The following is a 22,245-nucleotide window of genomic DNA, read 5'->3' on the forward strand; positions in this document are numbered from 1 at the left end:
AGGGCAGGCCGCGCGTTGCGGGTTCGGATCCCGCCAGCGCGCGGCGAGCGGGCGGCCGCGCGACGATCGGCGCCCTTGTTGGACCAGCCGCCCATCCGGCGCAAGACCGCGGCGCGCCCCGTGCGCTCCGGTCGCGCGGCATGGCCGGCGGCCGGGCGCGCGGCGGAGCGGCCCGGCGCCCTGCGCGCCTACAGCGCCGCGGTCATTCCGCCATCCACGTACAGCAGGTGGCCGTTGACGAAGTCGGAGGCCGGCGCGGCGAGGAACACCGTCGCGCCGACCAGCTCCTCTAGCCTGCCCCAGCGCCCGGCCGGCACGCGCCGGGTCAGCCAGGCGGTGAACTCGGGGTCGTTCACCAGCGCGTTCGTCAGCTCCGTGGCGAAATAGCCGGGCGCGACGCCGTTGACCTGGATGCCGTGCCGCGCCCATTCGGCGCAGAGCGTGCGCGTGAGCATGCGCAGCGCCCCCTTGCTCGCCGCGTATGGGGCGATGGTCGGGCGGCCGAGCTCGCTCATCACGGAGCAGATGGTGATGATCTTGCCGCCCCGTCCGCGCGCGATCATGCGCCTGCCCACCGCCTGGCAGCACCAGAAGACGCCGTCGAGGTTGGTGGCGAGCACCTCGCGCCACATCGCGGGCGGCATCTCGGCCGAGGGGGAGCGGCGCATCACGCCGGCGTTCGCGACCAGGATCCCGATCGGGCCGAGCCGCGCCTCGATTCCGGCGACCGCGTCATCCACGGCGATGGGGTCGGTCACGTCGAACGGCGCCTGCTCTGCCGCGATGCCCGCCTCGGCGAGCGTCGCGGCGGCGGCGGCGAGCTTCGCCGGATCGCGCCCGTTCAGCACCACGCGCGCGCCGGCCTCGGCGAGGCCCTTGGCCAGGGCTAGGCCGATCCCCTGGCTCGACCCGGTAACGAGGGCGAGCCGGCCCGTCAGGTCGAACAGCGCGCGCGTCATCCGCGACCCCTTCCGTCCCGCTGCCCGTCCGCGGCCCTGGGCGGGCGGGCGGCAGAACCCTAGGGGCGAGGCGCGCGCCGGGACAAGCGGGCGCGGCCGGCGGACGGGCCGCCGGCCGGGCGCGTCGCGAGGTTCAGAACGGCAGGATGGTGTCGAGCACCTCCTGACCCCAGCGCGGCCGCTGCACGTCGGAGAGCGTGCCGCGCCCCCCATAGGCGATTCGCGCCTCCGCCAGGCGGTCGTGACGGACCGTGTTGTCCGAGGCGATGTCCTGCGGCCGGATGATGCCTGCCACCTGCAGGTCGCGCAGCTCGCTGTTCACCCGCACCTGCTGCCTCCCGGCCACGACCAGGTTGCCGTTCGGCAGGACCTGCATCACCGTCGCCGCGACCCGCAGCGCGATGGTCTCGAGGCGCCGCACCTGGCCGGCGCTGTCCACCGCGCCGCTGCTGTTGGTCGAGACGAGCCGGTCGGCCTGCACGCTGTTCGGCAGCACGCGGTTGGTCGAGGCCTCCAGGCCGAGCAGCGCCGGCACGCCCATCCGTTCGTTGTTCTCGCGCGTGCGCTGGGTGCGGTTCTGCAGCTCGGCCTCGTCCCGGATCGAGACGAGGATGGTGACGAGATCGCCCACCGCCGCGGCGCGCTGGTCGCGCAGGAAGGTGCGGCTGCCCGGCCGCCAGAGGCTGTTGGCCGGCACGATCGGGTCCTGCGGATTGGGCATCGGCATCGCCACCGGCCGCCAGCGGGGATCGGCGGCAGGGTTGGCGATCGGCGCCATCGGCGGCGGCTCGCCGACGCGGGAGAGGCGGTCGAGCGAGCCGCAGCCGGCGAGCGCCAGCGCCGCGGTCGCCGCGAGCAGCGCGGGGGGACCGCAACGAAGAGGTGAACAGTCCATGCCTGCCTCCGGCCTCAGCGCGCCGCCATCGGCACGGCGCCGGGCCGCACCCGCACGCGGCCCGGCCCGATCGCCTCGGCCTGCACCACGGCGCGGCTCGCGAGGTTCATCACCGGCACGACCGCGCCGCGCGGGGCGCTCTCCAGCGCGCGCCCCTGCGCCGTGAGCGTCAGGCCCGGCGCCTCGAGCAGCATCAGCACCAGCCCATGCTTGCGCACCACCTCGGGCGCGCCGAGGTCGGCGATGCCGAAGATCACCTCCGGCGCGATCGGGCGGCGCAGCTGCTGGCCGACGACCTGGTCGAGCCGCTCCGCCGCGCCGGGCCGCACCCGCTCGGCGCGCAGCCGCACCAGCCGCGCATCGCCGGGCCGGACCACATCGCCCACGGCGAGCCGACGGGTCGCCACCACCACCGGCACGGTCGGCACGGCGCGCCCGGCAAGTCGCTGGCGGAGCAGCGGCATGCCCTCGGCCGAGACGGCCAGGGTGACGGCGAAGCGCGCGGTGGCGGCGTCGTATGCGGCCGCCTCGATGGCGAGCTGTGCCAGGGACGCCGGCGGCACCATCGGCGGGGCGAAGCCCGGGATGTCGAGCTCGGCCGTCTCGTCCATGCCGTGGCGGACCAGCTCGTCGCGGAACAGCGCGAGGATCTCCTCGCGCGGCACCGGGCGGCCCGGGCGCTCGATCACCGCGCGCGCGTCGCCGCCGAGCGGGCGCCACGACAGGCCGTGGCGGTGCGCGATGGCGACAAGCTGCGGCGCCTCCACCACGCTGCGGCGGCCCGGCGCCGGTGCCGGACCGACCGGCGCCGCCGCGGCCCGCCCGCCGACCCCCTCGAACAGGTCGCCGAGCCGGACGACGGGGTCGTCCACCACCGCGAAGGGGCGGAGCAGGACGGGCTCCGGCGCGGCGCGCGCGCCGGACGACGGGGCGCCGGCCGCAGCCGCGAGCGGGAACGCGGCGAGGCAGAGGGCGAGCGCGAGGCGGCGGCGCATCGTGCGTGCCCCCTCAGCGCAGCCGGGTGAGCGTCGAGAGCATCTCGTCGCTCGCGGTGATCACCTTGGAGTTCATCTCGTATGCCCGCTGGGCGGTGATCAGCGCGGTGATCTCCTGCACCACGTTGACGTTGGAGGTCTCGATGAAGCCCTGCAGCACCTGGCCGAACCCCGGCTGGCCGGGCGCGGCCTGCTGCGGCTCGCCCGAGGCGGGGGTGGCGAGGAACATGTTGTCGCCGATCGCCTCCAGCCCGCCCTCGTTGGGGAAGATGGCGAGGAGGATCTGTCCCGCGAGCTGCGGGACCGTCTGCCCGTCGATCTTCGCCAGCACCTCGCCGGAGGCGTTGATCGTCACGTCGCGCGCGGCCGGCGGGATGGTGATGCCGGGCGCGACGACGAAGCCCTCGGCCGTGACGATCGTGCCCTCGGGTGAGAGGCCGAAGGTGCCGTCGCGGGTGTAGGCCGTCTCGCCGGAGGGGAGCTGCACCTGGAAGTATCCGTTGCCCCGCACGGCGAGGTCGAAGCGGTTCTCCGTCTGCTGCAGGTTGCCCTGCTCGGCGATGCGGTAGATCGCCGCGGTCTTCACGCCGAGGCCGATCTGCGCGCCGGAGGGAAGCACGGTGCCGGTGTCCGCGCTCTGCGAGCCGACGCGGCGCAGGTTCTGGTAGATCAGGTCCTGGAACTCCGCGCGCCGCCTCTTGTAGCCGGTGGTGCTCATGTTGGCGATGTTGTTCGAGATCACCTCGACGTTGGTCTGCTGGGCCAGCATGCCGGTGGCGGCGACATGGAGGGAACGCATCGCTTCGCTTCCTGTCCTTCGTGCGTGGCAGGGGGATGGCTCAGGCGGCGCCGCGGCGGCGCAGGATGCGCTCGACGGCGGAGGAGAGGCGTTCGCCCTCGCGCTCGACGAACTGCGCGGCGAACTGGAACTCGCGCAGCTCCGCCATCAGGCGGGTCAGCTCGATCACCGGCCGGACGTTGGAGCCCTCGACCGCGCCCTGCACCAGGGCGGGCCGCTCGACCGGAAGGGGCGGGTCGTCGGCGGCGAACAGTCGGTCGCCCTCCGCGCGGAGCCGCTGCGGATCATCGAAGCGCACGACGCGCAGCCGGGCGATGACGCCGTTCTCGGACCGCAGCGTGCCGTCGCCCAGCACCTCGATACGCGTGTCGGCGGCGGCGATGACGATCGGACGGCTCTCGACGTCGAGTACCGGGTGTCCCTCCATGTCCACCACCCGGCGGTCGATGTCGAGGCTGAAGCGGCCAGCGCGGGTGTACCGCTCGCCGCGCGGCGTCTCCACCGCGAAGAAGCCGTCGCCGGCGATGGCGACGTCGAGGGGGTTGGCGGTGTGCTGCAGCGCGCCGGCCGTGGTGTCGCGCCAGCTCGCCCGGTCCTCGACATAGGCGACGCGCGCGCCGCCGGGAGGCGCGGCAGTCCCCCGCTGCCGGTCGAGATGCGCGGCGAAGACCATCCGATGGGCGCGGAATCCCGGCGTGTCGGCGTTGGCGATGTTGTGCGCCAGAAGCTCGGTGGCGCGCGGCTGCAGCGCAAGGCGCGAGAGCACGACATAGCCCGGGCTGTCCATCGGCGCGTCTCCCTGCGGCGACAAGCGGTCCTGCGGCCTTCCGGGCAAGCCGCGTGCCAGTCCGCGGGCGAAGGATCGGCGGCGGCGGGGGCGGACAGCCCGGCAGCTTCTGCCGCCACCCGGCAGCCCTGGCCGCGCAAGCCTTCGTTAAGACGGCGCGGCCATGCTCCGCCGCATTCGGTACGAACTGCGGAGAGGGGATCGGGCCATGTCGGCCGCGGGACGATCGGAGGGTGCGGGGACGGGGCAGCCAGAAGCCGGGCGGCGCAAACGCGGCGCCGGTTTCCTGCTGGCGGCGCTGCTGCTCGGGCTTCCCGCGACGGGGCTGTGGTTCGCCGGCGTGGTGCCGCTGGCCGGCGGCGCCGATGCGCGGGCCGCGCCCCGCCCGCCGGCATTCTTCGAACTGCCGGAGGTGGTGTCCAACCTCAACGTCACCGGCCGGCGCGCATCCTACGTGAGGCTGCGCAGCAAGCTGGAGCTCGCGCGCGCCGAGGACGCCGCTATGGTGCAGGCGGCGCTGCCCCGGGTCCTCGACCTGTTCGCCACCTATCTGCGCGAGATGCGGCCGGAGGAGCTGCGCGGCTCCGTCGGCACGCAGCGGCTGCGCGAGGAGCTGCTGGCGCGGATCAACCTCGCCGTCGCGCCGGCGCGGGTGAACGACGTCCTGTTCCTCGAGATCCTCGTGCAATGAGCGGCGATCCGCAGGAGGAGGCGGACCTCGACGCCGCCTGGGGCGCCGCGCTCGGGGAGGCGGCGGCCGCTGCCCCTGCCGCCACGCCCGCTGCGCCGGATGCGGCGCGCGAGCTCAACCAGGCCGAGATTGACAGCCTGCTCGGCTTCGACAGCGGGTCCGACCGGCGCGCCGCGGCGCAGACGGGCATCGAGCGGATCATCCGTTCGGGGCTCGTCTCCTACGAGCGCCTGCCGATGCTCGAGATCGTCTTCGACCGGCTGGTGCGGCTGCTGTCCACCACGCTGCGCAACTTCACCTCGGACAACGTCGAGGTGTCGATCGATTCGATCGCCTCGCTACGCTTCGCGGACTACCTGGATTCGGTGCCGCTGCCCGCCATGCTCGGCGTCTTCAAGGCGGAGGCCTGGGACAACTACGCCATGGCGGTGGTCGACTCGCCGATGATCTACTCGGTGGTGGACGTGCTGCTCGGCGGGCGGCGCGGCACGGCGGCGATGCGCATCGAGGGCCGCCCCTACACCACCATCGAGCGCAGCCTGGTCGAGCGGCTCCTCAACGTGGTGCTGGCCGACCTCACCGCGGCCTTCGAGCCGCTCTCCCCGGTAGTGTTCCGCCTCGAGCGGCTGGAGGTCAACCCGCGCTTCGCGATGATCTCGCGCCCCTCCAACGCCTGCGTGCTGGTGCGGCTGCGGGTGGACATGGAGGGGCGGGGCGGGAAGCTCGAACTGCTGATCCCCTACGCGACGCTCGAGCCGGTGCGCGAGCTGCTGCTCCAGCAGTTCATGGGCGAGAAGTTCGGCCGCGACTCGATCTGGGAGACGCACCTCGCCGAGGAGCTGCGCCACACCGAGGTGGTGCTCGACGTGGTGCTGGACGAGCAGATCATGCCGCTCGGCGCGGTGCTCGATCTGCGGGTGGGCGACCGCATCGCGCTCGGCGTCGCGCCGGGCGCCCCGGTGCGCCTGGCCTGCGGGCCGGTCGGACTGTTCGAGGCGCAGCTCGGGCGGCGCGAGAACCGGCTCGCGGTGCGGATCGAGCGTGCGCTGCCGCGCGGCGGGCGTCCGGGCGCCGCGGGCGCCGCAACGCAGGTGACGGAGGAGACGGCGGCATGAGCACGCTGGAATGGACGCTGCAGCTCGTGCTGCTCGTGCTGCTGGGTGCGGCGATCCCCTTCGCGCTCCGGCTCGAGCGGCAGCTCGGCGCGCTGCGACGCGACCGCGTGGCACTGGAGGGCAGCGCCGCCGGCTTCCAGGAGGCGACGCGCATGGCGGAGGCGGCGATGGTCCGGCTGCGGGCGGCCGCCGAGCTGGCGGGGCGCCAGGTCGCCGAACGCGCCGCTGCGGCCGAGCCGCTGCGTGACGATCTGCGCTACCTGGCGGAGCGGGCCGAGGGCCTCGCGGATCGGCTGGAGGCGCTGGTGCGGGCGGCGCGCCCCCTGGCGGCCACCGGCGCCGCGCCGGCAGCGCGGCCCGAGGGGGCCGCCGCGGAGCCGGCGCCGGAACGCGGCGAGGCCGGGCGTGATCTCGTGCACGCTCTGGCGCAGGCCCTGCCGAGGACGGAACGGTGAGCCCATCCATGTTCGCCGCGGTCCGAACGCGCCTCCGTCTGCTGCCGGCCCTGGTGGCCGTCCTGCTGGCCACCTTCGCCGTCCGGGCCGAGGCGCTGTGGCGGGCGGCGACGGCCCAGCCCGCGTCCGGCGCCCTGGGCGGCGCGGCGCCGCCGACGCCGCGTCTCGTCGCGACGTCCCCGCGGACGGTCCTGCCGTCGCCGCCCGGCAGCGCGGCGCCGCCCGTCACGGCTTCGGCGACCTTGGGGGCGGTCGTGGCGCAGGCCGCGACGGCGAACATGGGCGCGCGGACGCCGGAACCGGCCGCGGCGGAGCGGGCGCTGCTCGAGCGGCTGCGCGAGCGGCGCGCCGAGCTCGAGGCGCGCGAGCGGGCGGTCGAAGCACGGGAGGCGATGCTCGCCGCTGCGGAGCGGCGCCTCGCCCAGCGGATCGAGGAGCTCGCGCGCCTGCAGGGGCGGCTGGAGGCGCTGGAGCGCGACCGTGCGGAGCGCGAGGACAGCGGCTGGCGCGGCCTGGTGCGGCTCTACGAGAGCATGCGCCCGCGCGAGGCCGCGGCGATCTTCGACGAGCTGGAGATGCCCGTCCTCGTGCAGATCCTGGACCGCATGCGCGAGGCCAAGGCGGCACCGGTGATCGGCGCGATGCGTCCGGAGCGGGCGCGGCAGGCGACCATCGAGCTCGCCCGCCATCGCGGAGAGCGGAGTCTGCGGCCGGACGGCGAGGGCGGCGGCGAGTGAGGCATGGCGGCGCCGGCATGACGCGGCGCGGCGATCGAAGGGAATGCGGCGGGGAACATGGACAAGTCGATCAACGTGCTGATCGTGGATGACTACCGCACGATGCTCCGGATCATCCGCAACCTCCTCAAGCAGCTCGAGTTCGAGAACGTGGAGGAGGCGACCGACGGGCAGGAGGCGTTGGCCAAGCTGCGCGCCGGCAATTTCGGGCTGGTGATCAGCGACTGGAACATGCAGCCGATGACCGGCCTCGACCTGCTTAAGGAGGTGCGGGCGGACGCCCGGCTGAAGGCCACGCCGTTCATCATGGTCACCGCCGAGAGCAAGACCGAGAACGTGATCGCGGCGAAGCAGGCCGGCGTGTCCAACTACATCGTCAAGCCATTCAACGCGGAGACCCTGCGCGAGAAGATCGAGAAGGTGCTGGCCAATGCCTGACGGCGCGTGCCCGGACCGCGCGCCGGCCGCCGCGCTTCCGCCCTCGCGGCCGAACGACGAGGCGATCGAGGCGGCGGTGCGCGCCGTGCTCGGCAGCCTGGAGGGCGACCTGACGACGAAGGAGGCCGCGCTGCTGGCGGAACTCGAGGCTCTCGGCCGCACCGTCAAGCGGGTCAAGGCCGAGATCGCCGCGCTCGGCGTCGAGGACATCACGGCGAGCCACATTCCGAGCGCGACGGACGAGCTCGATGCGGTCGTCGAGCACACCGCCGGCGCGACGAACGAGATCCTCGATTGCTGCGAGACGCTGGAGCGGCTGGAGCCACAATTGGGGGCGGAGGGCCAGGCGGCGTTGCGCGGGGCGATCACGCGCATCTACGAGGCCTGCAGCTTCCAGGACATCACCGGCCAGCGCATCGCCAAGGTGGTCGCGGCGCTGAAGGCGATCGAGTCGCGCGTTGCCGCGGTGGTCAGCGCGGCGCGGGGCGCGGCGGCGGCCAGGGCCCATCCGGTTGCCCGCGTGTGCGAGGCGGCCGCGGAAGGCGCGCGGCCGGCGCCGACGGACGGGCAGGCGCTGGCGCAGGGGCCGCAGCTGCCGGGCGCGGGCGTCAGCCAGGACGAGATCGACCGCTTGCTGGCGAGCTTCGACTGATGGATGGCGGTGCGTCGCGGGCGGGCCGCGTCGGCCTGTCGCTGGCCCTCGCCGCGGCGGTCGCGGTCGTTTCGGGGCCCGGGGAGGCGCACCGGCCGGCCGCGCAGCGGGCAGGCCCGGAGGCCGCGCCGGCCGGCCCGCCGCGGATCGGCGTGCGCGTCGGCGACCATCCGACCCATGGTCGGGTCGTGTTCCATGCGCCGCCCGGTCTCTCCTACCGCATCGAGCGCCTCGGCGAGCACCGCCTCGCCGTGCGCTTCGATGCGCCGGCCGGCGTCATCCTGGATCTCGGCAGGGCACGGCCGCCGCGGAATGTCGCCGCTCTCCGCGCGCTCGGGGACGGCGCGGAGATCACCCTGCGCGCAGGGGCACGGCCGCGGCATTTCCGCCTGGGCCGCCTTGTCGTGGTGGATGCCCGCGATCCGCGACCGCCGGGGCGGCAACCGGGGGCGCGGGCGGACGGCGACGCCCCGGCAGGCGCGCCCGCGGTGGCGGTGCCGTCGCCGGGGACCGCGATGTTCCCGGCCAGGGAGGCGCAGGGGCGCGACGCGGACCGCCCTGACGGGCCGGAAGGCGCGGCGCAGCCGAACGAGCGACGGGAGGCCCTCGGCCCGGCGGCGCATGCGGAGGGGCCGGGCCTGGCGCCGGCCGTCGCGGGCGAGATCGCGGGCACCACGCCGTCCGCGGAGACGGCACCCGGTTCCGCGGGCGGCGCTGCGGCCTCCACGCCCGTCCCCGCCACCTCGGCGCCGGTGCCGGGGGGGGAACCACCCCCGCTCCCTTCGGGCATCGGTGTCGGCGTGGCGGCGCCTCCCGTTCTGGGCGCCGCCGCGCCGGAGGCGGCGCAGCCGCGAGAGGCGGGTGCCGTCGCTTCGCCGCCGTCCTCGGCGGCGAGTGCGATCGGATCGTCTGACCTCCCGGCGCCGGCGACGCCCGCCTCGGGACCGACCGCGCGGGCGCAGCCTGCGAGCGAGACGCGCGTGCCGCCGCACTTCCTGCCGGCTCCGCCGACCGTCGGGCGCGAGGCGCGGCCGGTGCGCATCGTCGCCGATCCGGCGCCGTCGGGTCGTGCCCTGCTGCTGCCCTTCGGCCCGGAGGTCGGGGCGGCCGCCTTTCGCCGGGGCGATGCCGCGGTGGTGGTGTTCGACGCCGCCCAGCCGCTCGATCTCGGTACGTTGGTCGGCGACCCGGTGTTCGGCGCGATCGAGGCCCGCATCACCGCGGATGCGACCGTCCTGCGCCTGCCGCTCGCCGCGCCCGGCCACCTGGTCCCGCGACGCTCGGCGGACCACGGCCAGGCCTGGCTGGTGGAGATGCGGCAGGAGGCGGCCCCCCCGGCGCGGCCCCTGGCAACGGAGCCCGAGGCCGAGCCGCCGCGCCTGGCGGTTCGCGCAAGCCAGCCGGGCCGCAGCATCGTTCTGGCCGACCCCCTGACCGGCGCGCCCCTCCTCGTCGGCACCCTGCGGGAGGACGGACAGGCCATGGCCCTCTCCCGTCGCGGCGCGCAGTTCGATCTGCTGCCCAGCGTGCTCGGCGTGGTGGTGCTGGCCCGGTCGGATGCGCTGGTGCTGCGTGCCGGTCTCGATCGCTTCACGCTCTCCGCCGCCGGGGGCGCGGAACTGGTGCTCGGCGAAGCCTGGGATGCGCCTGCCGCGGCGGCGGAGGCGGCGACGATGGGCCGCGTGCTCGACCTGCCCGTGGCGCCGGCCGAGGCGCTGCTGGAACGCCTGCGCCACCTCCAGGGCGCGATCGCGGCCGCGGCGCCCCTGGCGCGCGCGCCGCTCCGGCGGGAGGCGACGGAGGCACTGCTCGCCCTGGGACTGGCGCAGGAGGCGCAGGCGATGTCCGCCCTGGCCTTCCAGGAAGACCCGCGCGCCGTGGACGATCCGCGGCTGCTGCTGGCGCACGGCGCGGCGGCGCTGCTGGCGGGCCGGCCGGCCGAAGCGGCAAGCGCGATCGAGGATCGCCGCCTGCCGGAGGTCGAGGAGACGGAGCTCTGGCGCGCCGTCCTGGCGGCGGCGCGCGGCGCGCCGGAGGCGGCGGCGCCCGTGCTTGCCGGCACGGCGCCGCTGCTCCTCGTCTATCCGGGCGCGGTGCAGGCGCGGTTGCTGCCCTCCGCCGTCGAGGCGCTGATCGGGGCGGCCGGCCAGCGGCCGACGCTGCTCGGCGCGGCGCGGCGGCTTCTCGAGGAGGCAGCGGTGGAGACGCCCCTGCTCGCCCTCGCGCAGGCGCGCCTGGCCGAGGCGGAGGGCAGGACGGGCGAAGCGCTGGCCGCGTATGACGCGCTCGCGCGGGGCCGGGACCGGCTTGCCCGCGCCCGGGCGATCCATCGCGCCGTGGAGCTCCGCTTGGCGACGGGGGCGCTCGATCCGCCCGGCGCGGCGGCGGCGCTGGAGGCGGCCCTGTTCGCCTGGCGCGGCGACGCCATCGAGGTCGGGGCGCGGCTGCGCCTGGCAGCGCTGAAGCGCGAGATCGGCGATGCGGAAGGCGCCTTCGCCCTGTTGCGCGAGGCGGAAGCGCAGCACCCGGACCATGCCGGCACCTTGCGTCCCCGGCTGCGCGAGGCGCTGCTTGCGGCGATGGCGCAGGCGCCGCCCCTGAGGGCGGTCGCGCTGGCGGATGCGAGTCAGGACCTGCTGCCGGAGGCAGGCGAGGCGGGCGTGGCGGCGCTGATGCTGCTGGCCGACCGGCTGATCGCGCTTGACCTGAGCGATCGGGCGGCGCGTCTGCTGGGCGTGACCGCCGTGCGGAGCCTGGAATCGCCGGCGCGAGCGGCGCTCGGCGCGCGGCTCGCGGCGCTGCGCCTGGACGAGGGCGATTTTGCGGGCGCGCTCCTGGCTCTTGGCGCGACGGCGGCGGTGGGTCTGCCGCAGTCCTTGACGGCCGAGCGCGAGGTACTGCGGGCGCGCGCCCTGGCCCGCGGGGGCGATCCGCAGGCAGCGGCGGCGGCCCTGCGCCGGCTCGGCGCCGCCGGCGCGGAGGCGCTCGCCGAGCTGCTCGCCGAGGCGCGGGACTGGCCGGGCGCGGCCGCGGCGCTGGCAGTTCACGTCGAGAACGCGCTGCCCGCGCCGCCGGCGCCCCTGAGCCCGGAGCACCGGCGCGCCCTGGCCCGGCTCGCGGCCTTCGCCGCGCTGGCCGGGGACGAGGCGCGCCTCGCGGCGCTGCGCGCCGCGCACGGTCCGCGCATGCGCAACGGTCCGCTGGGCGAGGCCTTCGCGCTGCTGACGGCGGCCCCGGTGCGGGGCCTCGACGACCTGCCGCGCCTGCAGCGCGAGCTCGAGGCGATCCGCACGCTGACGTCACGGCTGGAGCCATTGCGGACAGGCGGCCCGGTCACACGATGAGTCCCGCGTGCGATGCGGGGCGGTCCGGCGAAAATTCCGGCCCAGGGGGGGAAATTTCCCTTGCGGCGGGGGGCCTCATGCCCCATATGCGCCCGCCGTTGACCTGATCGAATCCCGATCGCCCTGGTCATCTGCTGGCTGGAAGGAGCCCGACGATGGAAGCTCTCGTCCAACCGGGGATGGTCTCGGAGTTCCCGAGCGACGCCCGGACTTACGACACTGAGACGCGCTCGGAGAGCGTGATCGAGGAGGCGAAGGACTACTTCGTCTGCCGCAACGGCGTCCGCTATGCCGGGACGCACCTGATCGTGGACCTCTGGGGGGCGACCAACCTCGCCGACCCGGCGCACATCGATCGCGTGCTGCGCGAGGCGGCGGAGGTCAGCGGCGCCACGATCCTGCACGGCCACTTCCATCACTTCTCGCCCAACGGCGGCGTGAGCGGGGTGCTGGTGCTGGCGGAGAGCCACCTCTCCATCCACACCTGGCCGGAGCGGGACTACGCCGCGCTCGACCTCTTCATGTGCGGCGAGTGCGATCCGTACAAGGCGATCCCCGTGCTGAAGAAGGGGTTCGCGCCGGAGCGCGTGCAGCTCGCCGAGCACAAGCGCGGCCTGGTCGGCTGAACCCCGGCCCGCCGGAGCGATTCTGGGGCCGGGCCGGCTGGTCCGGCCCTTTCCCTGTCTGCCCGCCGAGGAGGGTCCGATGGCGACCGAAGTCTGGGTGAACGAGGCGCTCTATTCCGGCTGGGGCCAGCGCTTCCGGATGAAGCGCGAGCTGGCGCGCGTGCGGTCGCCCTTCCAGGATATCCTGGTGTTCGAGAGCGAGAGCCACGGCCGCGTCATGCTGCTCGACGGCGTGGTCCAGATCACCGAGGCGGACGAGTTCGTCTACCAGGAGATGTTGACCCATGTGCCACTGCTCGCCCATGGCGAGGCGCGGCGCGTGCTGGTCATCGGCGCCGGCGACGGCGGCGTGCTGCGCCGCGTGCTGCAGCACCGGGGGGTCGAGCGCGCGGTGATGGTCGAGATCGACGGCGAGGTGATCCGCCTGGCCAAGGAGCACCTGCCCGGCGTCGCCGGGGAGGCCTGGAACGACCCGCGGGCGCAGGTGATCGTCGGCGACGGCATCGACTACGTCCGCCAGGCGCCGGCAGCGAGCTTCGACGTGGTGATCGTGGACAGCACCGACCCGATCGGCGTGGGCGAGGTCCTGTTCACCGAGGAGTTCTACGTCAACTGCGCGCGGCTGCTCACCGCGCGCGGGCTCATCGTGAACCAGTGCGGCGTGCCCTTCATGCAGGGGGAGGAGCTGCGCGAGAGCTCGGCGCGGCGGGCGAAGGCCTTCCGCGACATCTGGGCCTATGTGGCGGCGGTGCCGACCTATGTCGGCGGCTTCATGACGCTGGGTTGGGCCGCGAAGGATCCGGCGATGCGCGGGACCCCGGTGGAGGAGATCCGGCGCCGGGCGGAAGTGGCCGGAATTCTCGGCACGACGCGCTACTGGACGCCCGAGGTCCAGGTCGCCTCGTTCCAGCTTCCGCCTTACATCGCCGAGCTCCTGCCGGCGCGCTGACGCCGCCCCGCCGGCGCAGCACGGCCGACGGACGCACTCCTCATCCCCTCGGGGCGAAGGGCCACTCCGGACCGTGCCGAACCTCCTCGAGCACGCGGGCGAGGTTGCGGCCCACGCGCGCCAGCGCCTCGTCCCAAGGCACCACCGCGAAGGTGGCGATCTCCGGGATGCGCCTGCCATCGGGGAGCGGGAGGAGCGACCGGCAGCGCAGCCGCGCCGGATCCGGCATCACGACCGGGCGCCACAGAAAGAGGGCGAGATCCTTCCCCGGCATGTAGGGGTGGACCCCGAGCGGCATCAGCGCTGCGGGGTCGGCGCGAAGTCCCGTCTCCTCCTCGAGTTCGCGCAGGGCGGCCTCGGCGAAGGCTTCCCCCGGGGCCGCGACGCCCTTCGGGATGTCCCAGCGGCGCGACTGCGGCGGGCGGCCGAGCAGGAGCCGCGTGCCGTCATCGCTGACGATCACCCCGCAGCTCGTCCTCCGGGCGGCGCGCCGGCGCATGCCGGCCACCATGCGCCGCCGCCGTCGGGCGGCCAAGGGGGGCGGGCGCGGGGTCAGATCTCGGCGAAGCCCTGCACGAGGCTTCCGGCCACCAGCCGCCAGCCGTCCACCAGCACGAAGAAGATCAGCTTGAAGGGCAGCGACACCACGGAGGGCGGCAGCATCATCATGCCGAGCGACATGAGGATGCTCGCCACCACCATGTCGATGACGAGGAACGGCAGGAAGAGCAGGAAGCCGATCTCGAAGGCCCGCTTCAGCTCGCCGACGAGGAACGCCGGCACCAGGGCGCGCCACGGCGTCTGATCGGCCGCGGCCGGCGCCGGCAGGCCGGCGAGGTCGAGGAAGAGCGCGAGGTCCTGCTCGCGCGCCTGCGCGGCCATGAACCGGCGGAACGGCTCGGCCGCCGCCTCGAGCCCGGCGATCTCGCCGACCTGCCCTGCGGCGAGGGGGGCGAGTCCCTCCGTCCAGCTCGCCTCCAGCACGGGCTGCATCACGAACAGCGTGAGGAACAGGGCGAGCCCGATCAGCACCGGGTTCGGCGGGACCCCCTGCGCGCCGATCGCGCTGCGCAGCAGCGACAGCACGATCACGATGCGCGCGAAGGCGGTCGCCATCACGAGCAGCGAGGGCGCGAGGGACAGCAGCCCGATCAGCGCGACGAGCTGCACCAGCCGCGCCGTCGCGCCGGGTTGGCCTGCCGCGCCGAGGTCGATGCTCACGCTCTGCGCCAGCGCCGCCGAGCCGGGCAGGAGCAGCGGGAGCGCGAGCGCGAGGCACGACGCGAGGCGGAGTGCGCGGGAGGTCCACGCGCGTCGGTGCGGCGTCACGGCGCCGGCCTTTCCTCGCCGACCGGCAGCCAGCCGAGCAGCGCATCCTGGCCGCCACCGGTGAGCAGCAGCGCCTCCCGCCCGTCGCACCGCACGAGGACCAGGCGGCGGCGCGGGTCGAGGGCCAGCACCTCGATCAGGGCCAGGCGGCGGCCGGGGCGCGGCCCGGCGGCGCCGAGGCCGAGCCGCCGCGCCGCCCAAGCGAGCAGCGCGATCAGCGCGAGCACGCCGACGAGCGCGGCGAGGGCGCCCGCGAGGCTGGCGAAATCGGCGATGGGCGCCGTGGGCATGACTGGCGGCTCCGGCGCGGTCAGCCCGTGGCGGGCCGGGCGGCGGCCAGGCCGGCCCGCAGCCGGTCCACCTGGCCGACCAGGCGCTCCAGCGCCGGGCGCAGGCCGCGCGTTGCGGCGCAGGGCGGCGCGAGGGCGAGGAGCGCGGCGCAGATCGCCTCGACCTCCTCCTCGAGGCCGGTGAGATCGACGGCGCGGCCTGACGCGACCAGCGCATCGGCCAGGGCGAGGGTGGCGGACAGCGATTCGATCGCCGTCGAGGTGGCGGCGAGAGGGCCGTCGGGCTCCGGCGGTGGCGTGGAGGTCGGCGCGGGCATGGCGGAAGGGATGCACGCGGTCGGTTACCGAAGTCCTGCATCTCTCGGGCCGCTGCTCGCTTAACCCCTTCTTCGTCCTCCCGTGCCAAGCTCGGCGCATGGACCTGACGCAGAGCGGACCGCTCGCGCTGGCGGAGCACCGCCTGCGCTGGCTGGAGCAGCGCCAGAGAGTGCTGGCGCACAACATCGCGAATGCCGACACGCCCGGCTACCGGCCGCGCGACCTGGCGCCGTTCGCCGAGCTTGTGGCGCGGCGCATGGCCGCCTCGGCGCCGGCGCTGGCAACGACGGATCCGCGGCATCTGCGGCCCGGAAGTGGCGATGGCGTGGGCTCCTGGCGCGCGAAGGAGGATCGCCGCGCGGTGGAGCGCCTGCCGAACGGCAATGCGGTGGCGCTGGACGAGCAGGCGCTCCGGGTGGCGGACACCGATGCGGCGCATGCGCTCGCGATGGGGCTGCACCGTCGCTACCTGGCCATGTTCCGCGCGGCGCTCGGGCGCCACGCCTAGGCGCGGCGGGCCGGCCGAAGGGGGAGGGCGAGGATGGAGCTGGATCGGGCGTTGCGGATCTCGGCGGCGGGCATGCAGGCGCAGTCCGTGCGATTGCGGGTGGTGGCGGAAAACCTCGCCAACCGGGACAGCACCGGGCAGGCGCCGGGCGCCGATCCCTACCGGCGCAAGACGGTGAGTTTCGCCAACCGGCTCGACCGCGCGCTGGGCGTGCAGATGGTGCGGGTGGCGCGCGTCGGCGTCCAGCCAGGCCCCTTCGCGGAGCGCTACGACCCGGCGCACCCGGCCGCCGACGCGCGCGGCTACGTCAAGCAGCCCAACGTGGACAGCCTGGTGGAGATGATGGACATGCGCGAGGCGCACCGCAGCTACATGGCGAACCTTGCCGTGCTGGAGACGACGCGCGGCATGCTCGTCCGCGCCATCGAGGCGCTGCGCTGATGGCGGCGCCGCTCCTTGCCGCCGCGCCGCTGCTGGCCGGTGCGGCAGGCGCCGTGGCCGCGGCGGCGTATCGCGCGGTCGGAGGCACCGGCGGCCCGGCGCCGGTCGGGACAGCGTCCGGCGCGGCCGGCCCGGCGCAGGGCGACGGCTTCGGCGCCGCGTTGCGGCGCGCCGTGGAGGGGGCCGTGGAGCGCGGCCGATCCGCCGACGTCACGACCACGGCGGCGCTGCTCGGACAGGGCAGCGTGACCGATGTGGTGCTGGCCGTTTCGGCCGCCGAGCTTGCCTTGCAGACCGCGGTGGCGGTGCGCGACCGCGTCGTCGCCGCCTATCAGGAAGTGATGCGCATGCCGATCTGACGGCACGGCTGGTCGGGCATGTGATCGCGCGGCGGGAGCGGGGCCGGATGGCAGCCGGCGTGGCGGGATGAGCGATCCGATCGTGCTTGCCGCGCGCGACGCGTTGTGGATGGCGGTGCAGATCGGCGGTCCGCCGTTGCTGGCGATGCTCGCCGTCGGCCTCGGCGTGGCGCTGCTGCAGGCGCTGACGCAGATCAACGAGGCGACGCTCGCCTTCCTGCCGAAGCTGGCGGCGCTGGGAACCGCGCTGCTGCTGCTGGGGCCTGCCATGGCGGGCTCGCTACGGGGGTTCGCGGGGCGCCTGTTCGACGCGGTGATCGCCGCGGGGCTGCGCTGATGCCGTTCGGGGCGGACCCGGCGGCGGCGCTGCTCGGCGCGCCGCTCGCCGTGCTCGCGTTCCAGGCGGTGTTGGTCTTCGCGCGACTCGGCGCGGCGGCGCTGCTGCTGCCAGGGATCGGCGAGCAGGAGATCCCGGCGGCACCGCGCCTCGTGCTCGGCCTGGTCGTGACGGCGCTGCTGCTGCCCGGGATCGGGCCCGCGCTGCCCGATGCGCCGGAGGCGCCGCTGGAGGCGGCGCGGCTGCTGCTGCTCGAGGTGCTGGCCGGGCTGTTCCTCGGCGGGCTGGCGCGGCTGGTGGTCTTCGCGCTCGGCATCGCCGGGCAGGCGGTGGCGCTGCTGCTCGGGCTGGCGACGGTGCTGGTGCCGGAGGCGCAGTTCGGCGGGCAGGGCACGGCGCCGGCGCGGCTGCTCATGATGGGGGGGGTGGCGCTGGTGCTCGGGTCCGGGCTCTATGCCGTGCCGCTGCGCGCGCTGGCCGAGAGCTACACGGTGCTGCCGCCGGGCGCGTCCTGGCCGGCCGGCGAGGCGGCGGAGCTCTACGCGCGGGCCGCGGGCGAGAGCGTCGCCCTGGCATTGCGGCTCGCCGCGCCCTTCGTGCTGGGGGCGGTGCTGTTCCACCTCGCGCTCGCGCTGCTCGCGCGGCTCGCGCCGCAGCTGCAGATCTTCTTCATCGCCATGCCGGGGCAGATCCTGCTCGGCCTGACGCTGTTCGCGCTGCTCCTGCCGGCGCTGATGGAGACCTTCGGCGCCGCCGCGACCGAGGCCTTCGCGGCGCTGCCTGGGCTGCGGTGAGGGACGCGCGGGCGCGGCACAGGCCATGGCGGAGGACTCGCGGGAGCAGGGCGCCGAGGACAGGACCGAGCCGGCGACGCCGCGGCGGATCGAACGCGCGCGAGAGGAGGGACAGGTCGCCCTGTCGCGCGAGGCGGTGGCGATGGGCACCCTCGCGGGCGGGCTGGGCGTCGGCGCGGTTCTGCTGCCGGCGCTCGGTGCCGAGACGCTGCGCGCGATGCGCGGAGTGCTGGAAGGGGCGGGGCACGCGCTGGCCTGGCGGGGCGCGGCGGTGGAGATCGCGCGGGTCGGCGCCCTCGCGGTGCTCCCTGTGGCCGGCGGCGCAGCGCTCGGCGCGGCGCTGTCGGTGCTGCTGCAGACCAGGGGGCTGGTGGCGCCGCGCCTGCTGCGCCCGAAGCTCGGCCGCATCAGCCCGCGCTCGGGCCTGCGGCGGCTGCTCGGCGCGGATGCGGCGATCGAGCTGATGCGTACCCTCCTCAAGCTCGGCGCGGTGGGCGCGGCGCTGTGGTGGGCGATTCCGCGTGATCTGGCGCCGCTCGCCTCGATGCTGCACCTGCCCCCGGCCGCGCTGGCCGGCACGGCATTCGTGTTGGGGATGCGGTTGGCGCTCGCCGGGCTTGCCGCCTTCGCGCTGGTTGCGGCGCTCGACCTGCTGCTCGCCCGCGCGCGCCACCAGCGGCGATTGCGGATGAGCCGGCGCGACCTGCGCGAGGAGCTGCGGGAGAGCGAGGGCGACCCGCAGGTGAAGGCGCGGCTGCGCCGGATCCGGCAGGCACGCTCGCGTCGGCGCATGCTGGCGGCGGTGCGCAAGGCGGCGGTGGTTGTGACCAACCCGACGCATTACGCCGTCGCCCTCGCCTACGAGCGCGGATCGAGCGCGGCGCCGCGCGTGGTGGCGAAGGGCGTCGACTCGCTGGCCGCGCGCATCCGCGCCGAGGCCGAGCGGCACGGCGTGCCGGTGGTGGCCAACCCGCCGCTGGCGCGGGCGCTGCACGGGCTGGAGCTGGAGGCCGAGATCCCGGTCGAGCACTACCAGGCGGTGGCCGAGATCATCGCCTTCGTCTGGCGCCTGCGGCCGGCCGCGGCCGGTGCCGCGTCAGCCGCGACGTGATTTCGCAGCGAGAGCTCCGTCAACTGTCGCCGCGACGCTTGCCGCGGCCGCGCCGGGTCGCGCCTGATGGGGAGGTGCGAGGACCGGAGGCGGGGCCGGAGACGGACGGCGCGATGGAGGATCGCGGCAGCGGCATGTCGGCCGGCGGTGGGTTGCGTGCGGCGGGGGGCGGTGAGGTGGCGGAAGGGGCGGGCAGCGGCGTGGGGGGCGCCGAGGCGCCCGCCCCGGTGGCCCGCGGATCGGCGGTGCGGCGGCTGCTCTCTCGCGGCGGACGGGGACCGACCTCTGGCGCCGACGGGTCGAAGGGGATCGGGACCGACCTGGAGGCACGCTTCGGCCCTGCGCGTGCGGAGGCGTTCCGCGCGCTGTTCGAGGCTGATTCCGTCGGCGTCGCCCTGCTCGACACGGCCGGGCGCCTGCTCGCGGCGAACCCGGCGCTGCGGGATCTCCTGGCGGGCACGCGGGCGGAGACGGCGCTGCGCGATGACGGCCCCGCCACGGCGCTGTTCGCGCCGGAGCACCGCGCCGCGGTCCGCACGCGCATCGCTGCCGCGGCCGCCGGCCGCGGCGCGCCCGGTTCGACGGCGGCCGGAGAGCCGGCGCCGCTCGAGGTGCGCCTCGATCGGGCGCCCGGCGCCGATGGCGCGAACACGGCCGTGGAGGTCGCGTGCCGTCCCCTGCGCGGCCGGGACGGCGTGGTCGAGGGCGTCCTGCTGCGCGTCATCGACGCGACGCCACGGCTGCGGCTGCAGGCCGGGCTGGCGCGCGCCGGCGCGCACGAGGCGATCGCGCGGCTCGCCGGCGGCGTGGCGCACGACTTCAACAACCTGCTCACCGCGGTAATCGGCGGCGCAGAGACGGCGCTCGCCCGTCGGCCCGAGGAGGCGGTCGCGGCCGAGCTGCACCACATCCTCGATGGGGCGCGCCGCGGCGCCGCGCTGGTCGGCCGGCTGCTCGCCTTCGCCCGGCAGCAGACTCTCCAGCCGCGGGTGATCGCGCTGAACGAGGCGGTGCGCGGGGCCGCAGGGCTGGTGCGGCGGCTGGTCGGCGACCGCGTGCGCGTCGAGCTGGCGCTCGAAGAGCCGGGGCGGCTGGTGCGGGTGGACCCGGTGCAGCTCGACCAGGCGCTGCTCAACCTCGCTGCCAACGCGCGCGACGCGATGCCGGAGGGCGGCACGCTGCGCCTCGCGACCTCCCGCGCGACGCTGCTGCGGCCGCGGCAGGAGCCGGGCGCGACGGAGCCGATCCCGCCCGGGCGCTGGGTGGTGCTGGAGGTCGCCGACACGGGATCCGGCATCCCGCCGGAGGTTCTGCCGCGCCTGTTCGAGCCCTTCTTCACCACCCGGCGCGACCAGGGCGGCACGGGGCTCGGGCTGGCGACGGTGCAGGGCGTGCTGCGCCAGTCCGGCGGGCATGTGACGGTGCAGAGCCGGCCAGGAGAGGGGACGGCGTTCCGCCTCTGGCTGCCGCGGCACGAGGCGACGGAGGCGCCGGGCGAGGCGGCGCCAGGCACCGTCACGCCCAGATGCGGTGCGTACCGGCCGGCGTCGCCCCCATGCGGTCCCGGCGCAGCCGCGGGGCCGGTGCTGGTGGTCGAGGACGAATCGCCGGTCCGCCGGCTCGCCGAGCTGGCGTTGCGCGCCGCCGGCTACGCCGTGCGGTCGGCGTCGGGCGGCGAGGCGGCGCTGGCGGCGCTTGGCGATTCCGAGCTCGATGCGCCCCCGGCGGCACTGGTCTCCGACGTCTCGATGCCCGGAATGGACGGCCTCGAGCTCGCGCGACGGTTGCGGGAGCGCTTCCCCGGCCTGCCGGTGGTGCTGGTCTCCGGCTACGCTGAGACGACGATCGGCAAGGACTTGGCGGCCGAGGGACTGCACTTCCTCGCCAAGCCCTACGGGCCGCAGGACCTGGTTGCGGCGGTGCGGGCGGCGTTGGCCGGAGCAGGGTGAATTCCGCGCCATTGTTTACCAAATGTTCTTGTTAATTGGCGCGAGCAGGAACATAGTTTGCACGCTTCGTTAATCGGTCGTGAGGGGGTCGGATTCGCTTGCGTTCCCTCGCGACCCGGGTGCAAGCGAGGCGGAAAGGGCGATCTCCGGCCGAGTCTTGCGCCCTGCGGTTGCGGGTGCGGCGAGGAAGGCCAGCCGGCGGACCAGGACATCAGGCGACGGAAAAGTCAGGGACAGCACCGCATGGACAAGGGAAAGGCGCTCGACGCCGCGCTCAGCCAGATCGAGCGGGCCTTCGGCAAGGGCTCGATCATGCGCATGGGCGCGCGCCAGGAGCGGCAGGGCGATGTCGAGGTGGTCTCGACCGGCTCGCTCGGGCTCGACCTGGCGCTCGGCATCGGCGGGCTGCCGAAGGGGCGCATCGTCGAGATCTACGGCCCGGAGAGCTCGGGCAAGACGACGCTGGCGCTGCACTGCATCGCCGAGGCGCAGAAGAGGGGCGGCACCTGCGCCTTCATTGATGCCGAGCACGCGCTCGATCCGGGCTACGCCAGGAAGCTCGGCGTGGACCTCGACAACCTGCTGATCAGCCAGCCCGATGCCGGCGAGCAGGCGCTCGAGATCGCCGATACGCTGGTGCGCTCGGGCGCCATTGACGTGCTGGTGGTGGATTCCGTCGCTGCGCTGGTGCCGCGCGCCGAGCTCGAGGGCGAAATGGGCGATTCCCATGTCGGCCTGCACGCGCGGCTGATGAGCCAGGCGCTGAGGAAGCTCACCGGCTCGGTCTCGCGCTCGAACACGCTGATGATCTTCCTCAACCAGATCCGCCTCAAGATCGGCGTGATGTTCGGCAACCCGGAGACGACGACGGGCGGCAACGCGCTCAAGTTCTACGCCTCCGTGCGGATGGAGATCCGCCGCGTCGGCTCGATCAAGGAGCGCGACGAGGTGGTGGGCAACTCGACGCGGGTGAAGGTGGTCAAGAACAAGATGGCGCCACCGTTCCGCCAGGTGGACTTCGACATCATGTACGGCGAGGGCATCTCCAAGGTCGGCGAGCTGATCGACCTCGGCGTCAAGGCCGGCATCGTCGAGAAGTCCGGCGCCTGGTTCAGCCACGACAGCCAGCGCATCGGCCAGGGGCGCGAGAACGCCAAGCAGTTCCTGCGCGACCATCCGGAGATGGCGGCGGCGATCGAGCAGAAGATCCGCGCCCAGGCGGGGGTCGTGGCCAACGCCATGCTGGTCGGCGAGGACGCGGAGGAGGCGCAGGCGGCGGAGTAGCGCGGGCGGGGGCGACCCGGCGCGACGGTTTCAGGCGGCGCTGCCGGTGTCGCGCCGGTCCGGGTCGTTCGTCGCCTGGTCCC

The 22,245-nt window shown here is 75.1% G+C and carries 26 protein-coding genes; 17 read left to right on the top strand and 9 right to left on the bottom strand.

The genetic code is table 11. The features are described from left to right. Positions 1–188 precede the first annotated feature (188 nt). From IEX99_RS04445 to IEX99_RS04465, 5 genes are all read right to left on the bottom strand, one after another. On the bottom strand, positions 189–959 hold the full coding sequence (locus tag IEX99_RS04445) for an SDR family NAD(P)-dependent oxidoreductase (protein ID WP_188898792.1): 771 nt from the start codon (positions 957–959) through the stop codon (positions 189–191). 133 nt (positions 960–1,092) lie between these two features. Further along, on the bottom strand, positions 1,093–1,854 hold the full coding sequence (gene flgH / locus IEX99_RS04450; RefSeq protein ID WP_188898793.1) for a flagellar basal body L-ring protein FlgH: 762 nt from the start codon (positions 1,852–1,854) through the stop codon (positions 1,093–1,095). Between the two features lie 14 nt (positions 1,855–1,868). After that, positions 1,869–2,849: a flagellar basal body P-ring formation chaperone FlgA gene (gene flgA / locus IEX99_RS04455; protein WP_188898794.1), complete on the bottom strand. Its 981-nt coding sequence runs from the start codon at positions 2,847–2,849 to the stop codon at positions 1,869–1,871. A 13-nt stretch (positions 2,850–2,862) separates the two neighbouring features. Beyond that, a complete protein-coding gene (flgG, locus tag IEX99_RS04460) occupies positions 2,863–3,648 on the bottom strand; it encodes a flagellar basal-body rod protein FlgG (RefSeq protein ID WP_188898795.1) in 786 nt (261 codons plus the stop codon). A 40-nt stretch (positions 3,649–3,688) separates the two neighbouring features. After that, positions 3,689–4,435 (bottom strand): flagellar hook basal-body protein, encoded by a 747-nt coding sequence (locus tag IEX99_RS04465; RefSeq protein ID WP_188898796.1) that lies wholly within the window; start codon positions 4,433–4,435, stop codon positions 3,689–3,691. Between the two features lie 208 nt (positions 4,436–4,643). Here IEX99_RS04465 and IEX99_RS04470 point away from each other — a divergent pair, with 208 nt between their 5' ends. The 9 genes from IEX99_RS04470 to speE all read left to right on the top strand — a co-directional run bounded on the left by IEX99_RS04470 (position 4,644) and on the right by speE (position 13,442). Beyond that, positions 4,644–5,126 carry a flagellar basal body-associated FliL family protein gene (locus IEX99_RS04470; RefSeq protein ID WP_188898797.1) on the top strand — a complete coding sequence of 161 codons (483 nt, stop codon included), beginning with the start codon at positions 4,644–4,646 and terminating at the stop codon, positions 5,124–5,126. After that, positions 5,123–6,241, top strand: a complete 1,119-nt coding sequence (fliM, locus tag IEX99_RS04475) for a flagellar motor switch protein FliM (protein WP_188898798.1) — start codon at positions 5,123–5,125, stop codon at positions 6,239–6,241. Before IEX99_RS04470 ends, fliM begins: the two co-directional genes overlap by 4 nt. After that, positions 6,238–6,696, top strand: a complete 459-nt coding sequence (locus IEX99_RS04480) for a DUF6468 domain-containing protein (protein ID WP_188898799.1) — start codon at positions 6,238–6,240, stop codon at positions 6,694–6,696. The genes fliM and IEX99_RS04480 overlap by 4 nt, the downstream gene beginning before the upstream one ends. Next, positions 6,693–7,433 carry a MotE family protein gene (locus IEX99_RS04485; protein ID WP_188898800.1) on the top strand — a complete coding sequence of 247 codons (741 nt, stop codon included), beginning with the start codon at positions 6,693–6,695 and terminating at the stop codon, positions 7,431–7,433. The genes IEX99_RS04480 and IEX99_RS04485 overlap by 4 nt, the downstream gene beginning before the upstream one ends. A gap of 57 nt (positions 7,434–7,490) precedes the next feature. Continuing rightward, positions 7,491–7,871 carry a chemotaxis response regulator CheY gene (locus tag IEX99_RS04490; RefSeq protein ID WP_188898801.1) on the top strand — a complete coding sequence of 127 codons (381 nt, stop codon included), beginning with the start codon at positions 7,491–7,493 and terminating at the stop codon, positions 7,869–7,871. Continuing rightward, the gene (locus tag IEX99_RS04495; RefSeq protein WP_188898802.1) at positions 7,864–8,523 is read left to right on the top strand and encodes a protein phosphatase CheZ; all 660 of its coding nucleotides are present in this window, start codon (positions 7,864–7,866) and stop codon (positions 8,521–8,523) included. The genes IEX99_RS04490 and IEX99_RS04495 overlap by 8 nt, the downstream gene beginning before the upstream one ends. A 980-nt stretch (positions 8,524–9,503) precedes the next feature. Next, on the top strand, positions 9,504–11,867 hold the full coding sequence (locus IEX99_RS04500; protein WP_188898803.1) for a hypothetical protein: 2,364 nt from the start codon (positions 9,504–9,506) through the stop codon (positions 11,865–11,867). A 155-nt stretch (positions 11,868–12,022) separates the two neighbouring features. Beyond that, entirely contained in the window at positions 12,023–12,493 is a 471-nt protein-coding gene (gene speD / locus IEX99_RS04505; protein WP_188898804.1) for an adenosylmethionine decarboxylase, read from the top strand. Between the two features lie 79 nt (positions 12,494–12,572). Then, complete coding sequence (gene speE / locus IEX99_RS04510) at positions 12,573–13,442, top strand: polyamine aminopropyltransferase (protein WP_188898805.1); 870 nt, start codon at positions 12,573–12,575, stop codon at positions 13,440–13,442. Between the two features lie 40 nt (positions 13,443–13,482). Here speE and IEX99_RS04515 read toward each other — a convergent pair whose 3' ends face one another. The 4 genes from IEX99_RS04515 to IEX99_RS04530 are packed head-to-tail and all read right to left on the bottom strand — an operon-like array spanning position 13,483 to position 15,378. Then, the gene (locus IEX99_RS04515) at positions 13,483–13,953 is read right to left on the bottom strand and encodes an NUDIX domain-containing protein (RefSeq protein ID WP_188898806.1); all 471 of its coding nucleotides are present in this window, start codon (positions 13,951–13,953) and stop codon (positions 13,483–13,485) included. 41 nt (positions 13,954–13,994) lie between these two features. Next, entirely contained in the window at positions 13,995–14,771 is a 777-nt protein-coding gene (fliP, locus tag IEX99_RS04520; protein ID WP_188898807.1) for a flagellar type III secretion system pore protein FliP, read from the bottom strand. Then, the gene (locus IEX99_RS04525) at positions 14,768–15,061 is read right to left on the bottom strand and encodes a flagellar biosynthetic protein FliO (RefSeq protein ID WP_188898808.1); all 294 of its coding nucleotides are present in this window, start codon (positions 15,059–15,061) and stop codon (positions 14,768–14,770) included. The genes fliP and IEX99_RS04525 overlap by 4 nt, the downstream gene beginning before the upstream one ends. 20 nt (positions 15,062–15,081) lie before the next feature. Continuing rightward, positions 15,082–15,378 (bottom strand): hypothetical protein, encoded by a 297-nt coding sequence (locus IEX99_RS04530; protein WP_188898809.1) that lies wholly within the window; start codon positions 15,376–15,378, stop codon positions 15,082–15,084. Positions 15,379–15,476: 98 nt separating this feature from the next. Here IEX99_RS04530 and IEX99_RS04535 point away from each other — a divergent pair, with 98 nt between their 5' ends. The 8 genes from IEX99_RS04535 to recA all read left to right on the top strand — a co-directional run bounded on the left by IEX99_RS04535 (position 15,477) and on the right by recA (position 22,162). Next, positions 15,477–15,887 carry a flagellar basal body rod protein FlgB gene (locus IEX99_RS04535; RefSeq protein ID WP_188898810.1) on the top strand — a complete coding sequence of 137 codons (411 nt, stop codon included), beginning with the start codon at positions 15,477–15,479 and terminating at the stop codon, positions 15,885–15,887. Between the two features lie 33 nt (positions 15,888–15,920). Further along, positions 15,921–16,328, top strand: a complete 408-nt coding sequence (flgC, locus tag IEX99_RS04540) for a flagellar basal body rod protein FlgC (protein ID WP_188898811.1) — start codon at positions 15,921–15,923, stop codon at positions 16,326–16,328. After that, positions 16,328–16,687, top strand: a complete 360-nt coding sequence (locus IEX99_RS04545; protein ID WP_188898812.1) for a flagellar hook-basal body complex protein FliE — start codon at positions 16,328–16,330, stop codon at positions 16,685–16,687. Before flgC ends, IEX99_RS04545 begins: the two co-directional genes overlap by 1 nt. A gap of 67 nt (positions 16,688–16,754) precedes the next feature. Continuing rightward, positions 16,755–17,024, top strand: coding sequence for a flagellar biosynthetic protein FliQ (locus tag IEX99_RS04550; protein ID WP_188898813.1), 270 nt, complete (start codon positions 16,755–16,757; stop codon positions 17,022–17,024). Further along, positions 17,024–17,818 carry a flagellar biosynthetic protein FliR gene (locus IEX99_RS04555; RefSeq protein WP_188898814.1) on the top strand — a complete coding sequence of 265 codons (795 nt, stop codon included), beginning with the start codon at positions 17,024–17,026 and terminating at the stop codon, positions 17,816–17,818. The genes IEX99_RS04550 and IEX99_RS04555 overlap by 1 nt, the downstream gene beginning before the upstream one ends. Positions 17,819–17,843: 25 nt before the next feature. After that, positions 17,844–18,929, top strand: coding sequence for an EscU/YscU/HrcU family type III secretion system export apparatus switch protein (locus tag IEX99_RS04560; protein WP_188898815.1), 1,086 nt, complete (start codon positions 17,844–17,846; stop codon positions 18,927–18,929). A 227-nt stretch (positions 18,930–19,156) separates the two neighbouring features. Then, the gene (locus tag IEX99_RS04565) at positions 19,157–20,878 is read left to right on the top strand and encodes a PAS domain-containing sensor histidine kinase (RefSeq protein WP_188898816.1); all 1,722 of its coding nucleotides are present in this window, start codon (positions 19,157–19,159) and stop codon (positions 20,876–20,878) included. A 243-nt stretch (positions 20,879–21,121) separates the two neighbouring features. Further along, positions 21,122–22,162 (top strand): recombinase RecA, encoded by a 1,041-nt coding sequence (recA, locus tag IEX99_RS04570; protein WP_188898817.1) that lies wholly within the window; start codon positions 21,122–21,124, stop codon positions 22,160–22,162. The last annotated feature ends 83 nt before the right edge of the window (positions 22,163–22,245 follow it).

The organism is Caldovatus sediminis, from assembly GCF_014644455.1.
Taxonomy (GTDB): Bacteria; Pseudomonadota; Alphaproteobacteria; order Acetobacterales; family Acetobacteraceae; genus Caldovatus; species Caldovatus sediminis.

Coding starts and splice junctions, on each gene's coding strand:
- IEX99_RS04445 (WP_188898792.1), bottom strand. CDS start 959: ATGACGCGCGCGCTGTTCGACCTGACGGGCCGGCTCGCCCTCGTTACC.
- flgH (WP_188898793.1), bottom strand. CDS start 1,854: ATGGACTGTTCACCTCTTCGTTGCGGTCCCCCCGCGCTGCTCGCGGCG.
- flgA (WP_188898794.1), bottom strand. CDS start 2,849: ATGCGCCGCCGCCTCGCGCTCGCCCTCTGCCTCGCCGCGTTCCCGCTC.
- flgG (WP_188898795.1), bottom strand. CDS start 3,648: ATGCGTTCCCTCCATGTCGCCGCCACCGGCATGCTGGCCCAGCAGACC.
- IEX99_RS04465 (WP_188898796.1), bottom strand. CDS start 4,435: ATGGACAGCCCGGGCTATGTCGTGCTCTCGCGCCTTGCGCTGCAGCCG.
- IEX99_RS04470 (WP_188898797.1), top strand. CDS start 4,644: ATGTCGGCCGCGGGACGATCGGAGGGTGCGGGGACGGGGCAGCCAGAA.
- fliM (WP_188898798.1), top strand. CDS start 5,123: ATGAGCGGCGATCCGCAGGAGGAGGCGGACCTCGACGCCGCCTGGGGC.
- IEX99_RS04480 (WP_188898799.1), top strand. CDS start 6,238: ATGAGCACGCTGGAATGGACGCTGCAGCTCGTGCTGCTCGTGCTGCTG.
- IEX99_RS04490 (WP_188898801.1), top strand. CDS start 7,491: ATGGACAAGTCGATCAACGTGCTGATCGTGGATGACTACCGCACGATG.
- IEX99_RS04495 (WP_188898802.1), top strand. CDS start 7,864: ATGCCTGACGGCGCGTGCCCGGACCGCGCGCCGGCCGCCGCGCTTCCG.
- speD (WP_188898804.1), top strand. CDS start 12,023: ATGGAAGCTCTCGTCCAACCGGGGATGGTCTCGGAGTTCCCGAGCGAC.
- speE (WP_188898805.1), top strand. CDS start 12,573: ATGGCGACCGAAGTCTGGGTGAACGAGGCGCTCTATTCCGGCTGGGGC.
- IEX99_RS04515 (WP_188898806.1), bottom strand. CDS start 13,953: ATGGTGGCCGGCATGCGCCGGCGCGCCGCCCGGAGGACGAGCTGCGGG.
- IEX99_RS04525 (WP_188898808.1), bottom strand. CDS start 15,061: ATGCCCACGGCGCCCATCGCCGATTTCGCCAGCCTCGCGGGCGCCCTC.
- IEX99_RS04530 (WP_188898809.1), bottom strand. CDS start 15,378: ATGCCCGCGCCGACCTCCACGCCACCGCCGGAGCCCGACGGCCCTCTC.
- IEX99_RS04535 (WP_188898810.1), top strand. CDS start 15,477: ATGGACCTGACGCAGAGCGGACCGCTCGCGCTGGCGGAGCACCGCCTG.
- flgC (WP_188898811.1), top strand. CDS start 15,921: ATGGAGCTGGATCGGGCGTTGCGGATCTCGGCGGCGGGCATGCAGGCG.
- IEX99_RS04545 (WP_188898812.1), top strand. CDS start 16,328: ATGGCGGCGCCGCTCCTTGCCGCCGCGCCGCTGCTGGCCGGTGCGGCA.
- IEX99_RS04550 (WP_188898813.1), top strand. CDS start 16,755: ATGAGCGATCCGATCGTGCTTGCCGCGCGCGACGCGTTGTGGATGGCG.
- IEX99_RS04555 (WP_188898814.1), top strand. CDS start 17,024: ATGCCGTTCGGGGCGGACCCGGCGGCGGCGCTGCTCGGCGCGCCGCTC.
- IEX99_RS04560 (WP_188898815.1), top strand. CDS start 17,844: ATGGCGGAGGACTCGCGGGAGCAGGGCGCCGAGGACAGGACCGAGCCG.
- recA (WP_188898817.1), top strand. CDS start 21,122: ATGGACAAGGGAAAGGCGCTCGACGCCGCGCTCAGCCAGATCGAGCGG.